Below are 7,259 nucleotides of genomic sequence, written 5' to 3'. Positions count from 1 at the left end.
CGCAGTGGGGGCCGGTTCCTCGGTCCCAGTCTCCTCAGCCGCAGAGGTCGCGGGTTCTTCAACCCCGGTCTCCTCAGCCGCAGTGGGGGCCGATCCTCCAGCCCCGGTCTCCTCAACAGCGGCAGGGGCCGGTTCCTCGGTCCCGGTCTCCTCGGCAGCAGAGGTCGCGGGTTCTTCAACCCCGGTCTCCTCAGCAGCGGGGGCCGATCCTCCAGCCCCGGTCTCCTCAACAGCGGGGGCCGGTTCCTCGGTCCCGGTCTCCTCGGCAGCAGAGGTCGCGGGTTCTTCAACCCCGGTCTCCTCAGCAGCGGGGGCCGGTTCTTCAGCCCCGGTCTCCTCAACAGCGGGGGCCGGTTCTTCAGCTTGCGTCTCCGCCGCCTCGGGGGTCGGCTCTTCGCCCTCTGCAGGGCCGGCCTCAGTCGTGGCCGGTGACTCCTCGGGGGTGGTCTGCGCCTCTGTTCCTTCGGACGCAGTGGGCTCCTGCTCGGTGTCGCTCACGTGCTCACCGCCTTCCCGTGCTGACAGGCAGGAAGAGGCTCAGGTGTCGCCTGGTCGGACGACCGTCATGACGCGGAATTCATTACTCATGATGTCACCGAACCGCATGATCTGAGGCATTCCGAGGCCGCAGGAATACTCCGGAAACGCTCCGCACGCCACTGTGATCAACCCCGACGGCGGGCAGCGGGATCAGACGCGGCGACGTACGCGGCGCCCGCCTCGACACCGGGGCGGGCGTACCGCTCCAGGAACTGCGGCACTTCGAGGAAACCCTCGATGTTCAAGGGGGCGTTCGCATGCGTCACCGGAGCACCTCCGTGCTCCGGCGGGCCGTGATGGCGGTGAGGAAGGGGAACGCGATGAGCAGCGCCACCGCGACGAGGAGTCCACTTGCCCAGAGCGGCCCGAGGTCCCTGGCTTCGGTGCTGAGGGTGGCCGCAGCGATGAGGGGGCCGACTGCGGCGCCCACGTTGAGCGCCGCGGTCGCATACGAGCCGGCCATGGTAGGTGCTCCTGCGGCTTCGTAGAGGACCCGCGTAATCAGCGTGCTGCCCAGCGCGAACGACAGTGCGCCCTGCACGAACACGAGGATGAACAAGGCGACCGGCTCGTTGGCCAGCATCGCCAAGGCCGGCCAGCCGATGAGCAGCAACGGACCGCCCACTGCAATGACCGGACCGGGACGCCTGTCGGACAGCCGGCCGGCGACGGTGACGCCCACGAAGGAACCCGCACCGAAGAGCACCAGAGCGACAGAGATCCACAACTCGCCCAGCCCGGCGCTGTCGGTCACCACCGGAGCGAGGAAGGTAAGGCTTCCGAACGTGGCCGCGTTCACCAGCGCACCGAGCAGCATCACCAGGATCAACTGCGGCCTGGTGAGCTGGGCGAGTTCCGCTCGCAAGGCAGGCCTGCCAGTTGCCTCGTCCTCATCACGTCCGGCTGGGATTCCCTTCAGGATGCCGAAAGCTGCCGGCAGGCAGAGAGCGGCGACAGCCCAGAACGTGGCCCGCCAGCCGAGCACCGTGCCGAGCACCGAACCACCAGGGACACCGGCGATCGTGGCCACCGTCGTGCCTGACAGCAGCACGGCCAGCGCACGTCCCTTCCTGTCGGGCGGGACTAGCGTGGCCGCAGCCGTCAAAGCGACGGCAAGGAACCCGGCGTTCGCGAGTGCGGCGACGATTCGGGTAGCGAACAGGATGGGGAAGCTCGTGGTGACGGCGCCCACGGCGTGGGCTGCCGCGAAAACGAGCACAAACCCGAGAAGGCTGGCGCGCCTGGGCCAGTCACGGGCAAGCGCGGCTACAAAAGGGGCGCCAATGATCATGCCGATCGCGAAGGCCGAGGTGAGGACGCCTGCCGTCCCGACTGTGACGTCAAGGTCTGAGGCGATGTCCGGCAAGAGGCCGGCGAGCATGAACTCCGAGGTGCCCATGGCGAAGACCGCCATGGCAAGCAGATACAGCGGCAGAGGCATCGAGTGGCTCCGAGGTGAGGAGAAGCACGAGAAGGTCATCTCGTCACCGCGGCCAGCCCCAAGCACCACCCGTCCCACCGCAAAAAGCGGCGCGACGACAGGGCTACGAGCTCAGTGGTTCAGGGGGCTGACGGCGTGACCGAAAGCCCCCATCTTGTCTGACTCAGGACTCGACATGGCCCGCACGCTACCCGACCAACCCCCGTCGAAGCATCTTGGTTTCCGGGCATTGGCCTGTGTCACCAACGTCATGTCCCGCAACAGCTAGGGCGCCTGCGGGTGGAGGACCGCGTACAGGGCATCCACCAGCTGCCGCTGGGTCTGCGCAAGTCGTTGATGAGTCGCGAGGAGCGATTCACGATCGACCGGCGGCCAGGCTGGAAGATCATGGAGAACGTGGACCCAGGACAAGTAGTGGTCCCCCGCGTCACGGGCAAACCCAACGACGGACCTAACCGGAATCTCGATCTCGTCCCGCGGGCCTTCGAGCCGTGCCAGATTGGCGTGCTGTTCCACGTCGGCGAGGGCCGCACGAAAAGGCCCTTCAAGCTCCTCCACCGTACGGGCACGGATGTAGCCCTCCGGCGTCTTGATGAGGGCCACGAAGGCGGCAACGGCAGACAGCAAAGCGGCGTAGGTATCCCGTCGCCCCTTCCACAGGGTGAGATCCTGCTGGCCTTCGTTGCTCGTGACCGCCGCAGTGACGGCGGCGTCGATTCCCTTTGATGCGGCCCGGGATGCCGCGACGAATGCCAGGGCTCCTACGACGAGCGCGCCGACCGTGGATATCACGCCGTTGAGAAGTGGCGTCGTCGCCCCCGCCAGCGCGAACTTCGTCGCCAAGCTCGCGACGGGCATCGCCGACAACCAAGCACTGACGCAAGTGAGCGAGGCACTCGGCACGATCGGCGTTCCGGTCGTGGTGTTCCCGCGGGTCAACGCAGCACACGTACGGCACCCAGCGTGGAACGGGCATGTCGCGGCCCTACGGAAGGCGGACGTAGAGCTCATCCACGGTCCTGACGTCTGGGGTTCGATCCGAGCCCGCTCCGACTGCCGTCGGCGACTGATGCGACGGCCGGACAGAGGCGCTGGTGTCCGCCCTCGTCCAGCGGGAGTTCCACGACAGACGGCGCTCGCTCGCGTCGCCGTTTCTCACCCGTACTGGGTCGCCGACAGTAGTGGCATCACCGGACGAAGTGTCGACGAGAGCGCCGGGACCGGCGCATACCGAACAGGACCAGGTCTGCCACGAAGACCACGATGCCGATGATCAGGAGGTAGAACAGCCCCTCCGCCACCGCGCCGATGATTCCCAGGACGACGGCCACGAGGATCAGGAACAGGAAAAGCGCCATGGTGAGCACATCCTCAAGCCTCTGCTGCGGGCGATGAGCCCCCGCTGTGACCAGCGATTTGGTCGGGCTTCGGCACTCTTGCGATGGAGGCTGGTCAGCGGCGTGCGAGGCGGCGCCCAGTACCGCGCTCGTAAGGCCTCTCGTAGTGTTTGAAGACCTCTTCTTCCCGCTCGACCGGCAGGACGTCATCCATGCCCATGGACGGCGCCTTCCTCACCAGCCCTCTCCCGTGCGCCACCTTCACGTACCCGGGACCCAGCGTTGCCTCGTCGAGGGGCACGAAGACCAGTCGGTGCCGAGTCGGCAGTCCGGTACGGACGGTGGCCATGGTCGGCGCGTCGGTGGTGGTGTCCACGTAGACCGCTTCCAGGGCTCCGATCTTGCGTCCCTTGGGATCGATCACGTCCCGGTTGCGCCACTCGCGGATGTCGGCTGAATGGATCATGCCTTGCTCCTTGCGGCCGGCCCGCGCCTCCCGCAGGCACTGCATCCGATAGGAACTTTACTCTGACCGCTGGTGCATGCCCTCGAGAGCGCCTGATCGCAGGCCAATCGGCTCCCCGCCATTCACCCCAGCTCCCGTCCCGTCCGCCGTCGACCCACACACCGTGGAGCGGGCGTGGTTCATGGCGCCCAGGTGGAGCGCGCCACTGTACGAACGGCCTGGACGCCATGGGCCGCGTCTACTGCTCAGACGCCGTCGCTGGTCATGACCGGCCTGCGGTCCGGGTCGGTAGCCCGATTCGGGCCGGTGAAGGTGCTCCAGCAGCCGGCAGGCGTCGTCGCAGGCGGCGAGAATCCTGGTCATGGGCCGGGTGGGGTTTTTGCCCAGACGGACCGGACGGCCGTAGCGGCGACGCGAGGCGTGCGAGCTGCTCGGCGGGGATACCGCGCTCGATGAGCGCCTGCATCCGTTGCGCGTGCGTCCGTCGCGAGCCCATGGCACCGACGTACGCGAACTCGGGCGTCCGCAACGCAAGCTCCAGAAGTGGGATGTCGAACTTGTGGTCGTGGGCGAGCACCAGCAGCACCGCCCCGTCTCCCAGCCCCCCGTCCGGGAGACGGGGCTCCTTGCCAAGGTGGGGCCCGAAAGAAGCCGCCACCACCGCGATCCGTCCTGCCCTCAGCGGAGATTTCCTGTGAGCCAGGCCAGGAGGCGCGGCTTGTCGTCGCAGCCTCGGAGCGTGTCGGCTGCCAGGTGGTCGCTGTAGCGCACGGAATTCACCGGCGCCTCGCAGCGTGAGGGCAGGACGGGTTGCCCCAGGTACCAGCCGGATGCGAATACGGCAGCCATGACGGCGGTGGCTCTCACACTGCGCGGGGTGGTCCATGCGGGTCTCGGTATGGGCATGGCCGGCGAGCTTACCGGCCAGGCGATGAGAGGGTTCGGACACCACGCTCGGTGTGCTGTGAGCAGCACACTGCTGCAGTCTGGAGGCATGGTCGCTGCTCCAATTGTCGTACACCGGCCGTCTCCAACCGGAGGCCGGCGGGTTACCGCGTACGGAAAGATCCTCGGGCTTGCCCACGATGACCGGGACCTGGTGGAGTTCCTGCGCCGGGCCGGTCTCCCGGATACAGAGACGTTGATCGACGACCCGCAGATGGTCGAGTGGCAAGGCGGCCGCGCTCACAAATGGGACGCGGCTTGACTCACGGTCCGCCGTCGCGGCGCAGCGCAAGCCGAACCGTACACGGAGGAGGCGTGGGCGCCCTGGCGCGAGGCAGCTACACGGTTCCAGGCCGCGGTGACCGCGCATGCCTAGGCGGCCGGGGTGTCCCGGTACGAGCTGGAGATGGCCGTGAAGGCCGCCGCCCTGCATCCGGAGGCCTGCGAGGTGTGCCGGCCGGACACTGCGCTCGGCGCGCTGTGATCAGTGCCTGGTCGCAGCATGAAAGCGTGGAACTCCCGATCAACGTGGCGCTGGTCCGCGCCGTAGCGGTGCCGCCACAGGGGCCGGGCTGGTGATACGAGCCGAAATTCACCACTTTCCCGGATGTCCAATCAGCCAGGTCACCGATTTCTAAAAAACGGCATAGCGGTGCTTCGTTCAAACGCCCTCGTCGTCAGCGGGCTGTTGGGCCCACGCGGAGGTGATCGTCTCCGAGGCGGTGGACGGGGGCAGGCCCGCGAGTGCCTGTAGTTGGCTGGGTCGGTAGGGGGTTGGGCCGTGCCACTCCACGAGCATCACGGTGGCGTCGTCGTTGAGGCGGCCGCTGTGGTAATCCAGGTGGTGCCCGATCAGTCGGCGCAGGGTTTCTGGGACGGGCAGGTCGTCGGCGTGGTGACGAATGAGGAAGTCGGTCAGGCCATTGAGCCCGAATTCCTGTCCCTCTCGGTTGCGCGTTTCGGTAATGCCGTCGGTGTAGAGCAGCAGGCGGTCCCTGGGTTCCAGCTGGACGCGGCGTAGGGCGCCGGGCCGGTCCAGCCCGGTTCCCATGGGGGGAGCGGGCGGGCAGGACAGGTGCACGAGGGTACGGTTGCCGCGGATAACAACTGGCGGGTGGTGGCCGTAGTTCGTCCAGGTCAGCACGCCGGTGGGCAGGTGAAGGTCGGCCAAGATGCCCGTGGCGTAGCGGCTGCCCGCAAATTGCTCGGTCAAGATCTCACCGACGCCTTCCGCTGTCTGCAGAAGGTCAGCGCCCCGGCGGCGGTAATTGCGAGCAGCCGCCAACGCGAGGTTCGCGGTCAATCCGGCGGCGATGTCGTGTCCCATGGCGTCGAAGACAGACAGATGCACGGTCTCCCCGGCCAGGGCGTAATCGAAGGCATCTCCACTGACTTGGTAGGCCGGTTCCATGATCGCGCTGATCAAGACACGGTCGGTGGCGAAGGTCCGCGGCGGCATCAGCTGCCATTCCATCTCGGCGGATACTTCCATCCTCCGGCGGCGGACCAACCGGGAGTACGAGTCGCTCGTGTCACGCTTGCTCACCAGAAGGAGGGCAACCAATCCGGCGAGCTTATTCAGATCCTCATCCGCCTCGATGTGTGCGCCTGGCACGCCGACCCGGAGCACACCAAGACGCTCAGTGCCGTCCAGCAGCGGGACCCACCACTGGCCCTTCGCAGAAGCCGAGGCCGGAAAGACCTTCCCTAGTTGGAAGGCCCGCCCCGCCACGGTCCCTTCAACGGACAACTCAGCCGGCACGTCGGCGCCACCGGGGCCAACGTCAAGGTTGCCAGCCAGCAGGTACAACCGAACCTGTTGCAGATCGGCCAGATAGATCAACACCTGAGGCCAGCCCACCCCGGCAGCGTGCGACGCCACCATGCCAGGCAGCTGCTCCAAAGTCATCAGATGACTCGCAGCGATCAGCTCCGCCAGCACCCGTGTACGCGCCGCTTCCGCGCTGTTCATCGACGAACACCTTTCTCGACGGCCGAGAGAGCCACGCTACAGACGGCACCACACCAACCAGGGTGAGGTTCCCCCGCTGCGCGGGTGGCTGACTAGCTCCGTACTTCGCGGGTGGCAGTGGATGGTGGGTTCCAGCGGCAACGCGCAGTCGTCTGGCCTGCGGTTATCGGCGACCATCCTGTTTGCGCTCGCTGTGCCGCAGGGCCCGACGCTGCTTGCCCGGCAGGGTGGCGGCCAACTCGCCCACCAGGGAGACGTCGTGGCACGTGCCATCCCGGCCGCCCCGGCACCACCACACCGGTGGCCCTGTCGAGTCCGCTTCGCTCTGGTACCAGCCGTCGGTGGTTCCTGGGGGCCGAGGGTGCATTCCGATCTTGTGTGCCGGGCAGAGTGGCCAGACCTGCCAGAGCAGCTCCATGATGGTCTCCTGCGCCGCATCCGCGACCACGGCCAGGACCGTCGTCGCATCGTCCGGCTCTGGCGGGTCGCCCTCCTCCAGGTCGCACGAATTGACCGAGTTGCCGTGCCAACGGCCGTCCGGCATCGCTACGTAGATCT

Annotated in this window: 9 protein-coding genes and 2 pseudogenes; 2 read left to right on the top strand and 9 right to left on the bottom strand. The window is 67.2% G+C overall.

Annotated features, from left to right (window positions below):
* Window positions 1-665 precede the first annotated feature (665 nt).
* From ACFU8W_RS48095 to ACFU8W_RS48085, 3 genes are all read right to left on the bottom strand, one after another.
* Complete coding sequence (locus ACFU8W_RS48095) at window positions 666-806, bottom strand: hypothetical protein (protein ID WP_384052206.1); 141 nt, start codon at window positions 804-806, stop codon at window positions 666-668.
* Window positions 803-1,981, bottom strand: a complete 1,179-nt coding sequence (locus ACFU8W_RS48090; protein ID WP_384052205.1) for a Cmx/CmrA family chloramphenicol efflux MFS transporter — start codon at window positions 1,979-1,981, stop codon at window positions 803-805. The genes ACFU8W_RS48095 and ACFU8W_RS48090 overlap by 4 nt, the downstream gene beginning before the upstream one ends.
* A 264-nt stretch (window positions 1,982-2,245) precedes the next feature.
* Complete coding sequence (locus tag ACFU8W_RS48085) at window positions 2,246-2,839, bottom strand: hypothetical protein (RefSeq protein ID WP_384052221.1); 594 nt, start codon at window positions 2,837-2,839, stop codon at window positions 2,246-2,248.
* On the opposite strand from ACFU8W_RS48085, the pseudogene ACFU8W_RS48080 reads away from it, so the two are divergent.
* Window positions 2,778-2,903 (top strand): annotated as a pseudogene (locus ACFU8W_RS48080) (flavoprotein); the annotation flags it as partial. The gene ACFU8W_RS48085 and the pseudogene ACFU8W_RS48080 overlap by 62 nt on opposite strands.
* A 265-nt stretch (window positions 2,904-3,168) precedes the next feature.
* Here the strand turns inward: ACFU8W_RS48080 and ACFU8W_RS48075 are convergent.
* The 4 genes from ACFU8W_RS48075 to ACFU8W_RS48060 form a co-directional block, all read right to left on the bottom strand.
* Complete coding sequence (locus ACFU8W_RS48075; RefSeq protein WP_345512068.1) at window positions 3,169-3,339, bottom strand: hypothetical protein; 171 nt, start codon at window positions 3,337-3,339, stop codon at window positions 3,169-3,171.
* Between the two features lie 94 nt (window positions 3,340-3,433).
* The gene (locus tag ACFU8W_RS48070) at window positions 3,434-3,784 is read right to left on the bottom strand and encodes a PRC-barrel domain-containing protein (RefSeq protein ID WP_384052204.1); all 351 of its coding nucleotides are present in this window, start codon (window positions 3,782-3,784) and stop codon (window positions 3,434-3,436) included.
* Between the two features lie 262 nt (window positions 3,785-4,046).
* Window positions 4,047-4,361, bottom strand: a complete 315-nt coding sequence (locus ACFU8W_RS48065; RefSeq protein ID WP_384052219.1) for an XdhC family protein — start codon at window positions 4,359-4,361, stop codon at window positions 4,047-4,049.
* Window positions 4,362-4,462: 101 nt separating this feature from the next.
* Window positions 4,463-4,690, bottom strand: coding sequence for a hypothetical protein (locus ACFU8W_RS48060; protein WP_384052202.1), 228 nt, complete (start codon window positions 4,688-4,690; stop codon window positions 4,463-4,465).
* 88 nt (window positions 4,691-4,778) lie between these two features.
* Here ACFU8W_RS48060 and ACFU8W_RS48055 point away from each other — a divergent pair, with 88 nt between their 5' ends.
* On the top strand, window positions 4,779-4,991 hold the full coding sequence (locus ACFU8W_RS48055; protein ID WP_384052200.1) for a hypothetical protein: 213 nt from the start codon (window positions 4,779-4,781) through the stop codon (window positions 4,989-4,991).
* Window positions 4,992-5,390: 399 nt separating this feature from the next.
* Here the strand turns inward: ACFU8W_RS48055 and ACFU8W_RS48050 are convergent, their stop codons facing one another.
* Together ACFU8W_RS48050 and ACFU8W_RS48045 are read right to left on the bottom strand one after the other, a co-directional pair.
* Window positions 5,391-6,701 carry a PP2C family protein-serine/threonine phosphatase gene (locus ACFU8W_RS48050; protein WP_384052198.1) on the bottom strand — a complete coding sequence of 437 codons (1,311 nt, stop codon included), beginning with the start codon at window positions 6,699-6,701 and terminating at the stop codon, window positions 5,391-5,393.
* Between the two features lie 163 nt (window positions 6,702-6,864).
* Window positions 6,865-7,259 (bottom strand): annotated as a pseudogene (locus ACFU8W_RS48045) (hypothetical protein); the annotation flags it as partial.

The sequence above is a fragment of the Streptomyces sp. NPDC057565 genome, assembly GCF_042801455.1.
Classification (GTDB): domain Bacteria; phylum Actinomycetota; class Actinomycetes; order Streptomycetales; family Streptomycetaceae; genus Streptomyces; species Streptomyces yanii.
This window is presented reverse-complemented; position numbering and strand designations above follow the sequence as displayed.

Excerpts from the sequence above, each read along its gene's own strand:
- ACFU8W_RS48090 (WP_384052205.1), bottom strand. The coding sequence starts at position 1,981 with ATGCCTCTGCCGCTGTATCTGCTTGCCATGGCGGTCTTCGCCATGGGC.
- ACFU8W_RS48085 (WP_384052221.1), bottom strand. The coding sequence starts at position 2,839 with ATGCCCGTCGCGAGCTTGGCGACGAAGTTCGCGCTGGCGGGGGCGACG.
- ACFU8W_RS48075 (WP_345512068.1), bottom strand. The coding sequence starts at position 3,339 with ATGGCGCTTTTCCTGTTCCTGATCCTCGTGGCCGTCGTCCTGGGAATC.
- ACFU8W_RS48070 (WP_384052204.1), bottom strand. The coding sequence starts at position 3,784 with ATGATCCATTCAGCCGACATCCGCGAGTGGCGCAACCGGGACGTGATC.
- ACFU8W_RS48060 (WP_384052202.1), bottom strand. The coding sequence starts at position 4,690 with ATGCCCATACCGAGACCCGCATGGACCACCCCGCGCAGTGTGAGAGCC.
- ACFU8W_RS48055 (WP_384052200.1), top strand. The coding sequence starts at position 4,779 with ATGGTCGCTGCTCCAATTGTCGTACACCGGCCGTCTCCAACCGGAGGC.
- ACFU8W_RS48050 (WP_384052198.1), bottom strand. The coding sequence starts at position 6,701 with ATGAACAGCGCGGAAGCGGCGCGTACACGGGTGCTGGCGGAGCTGATC.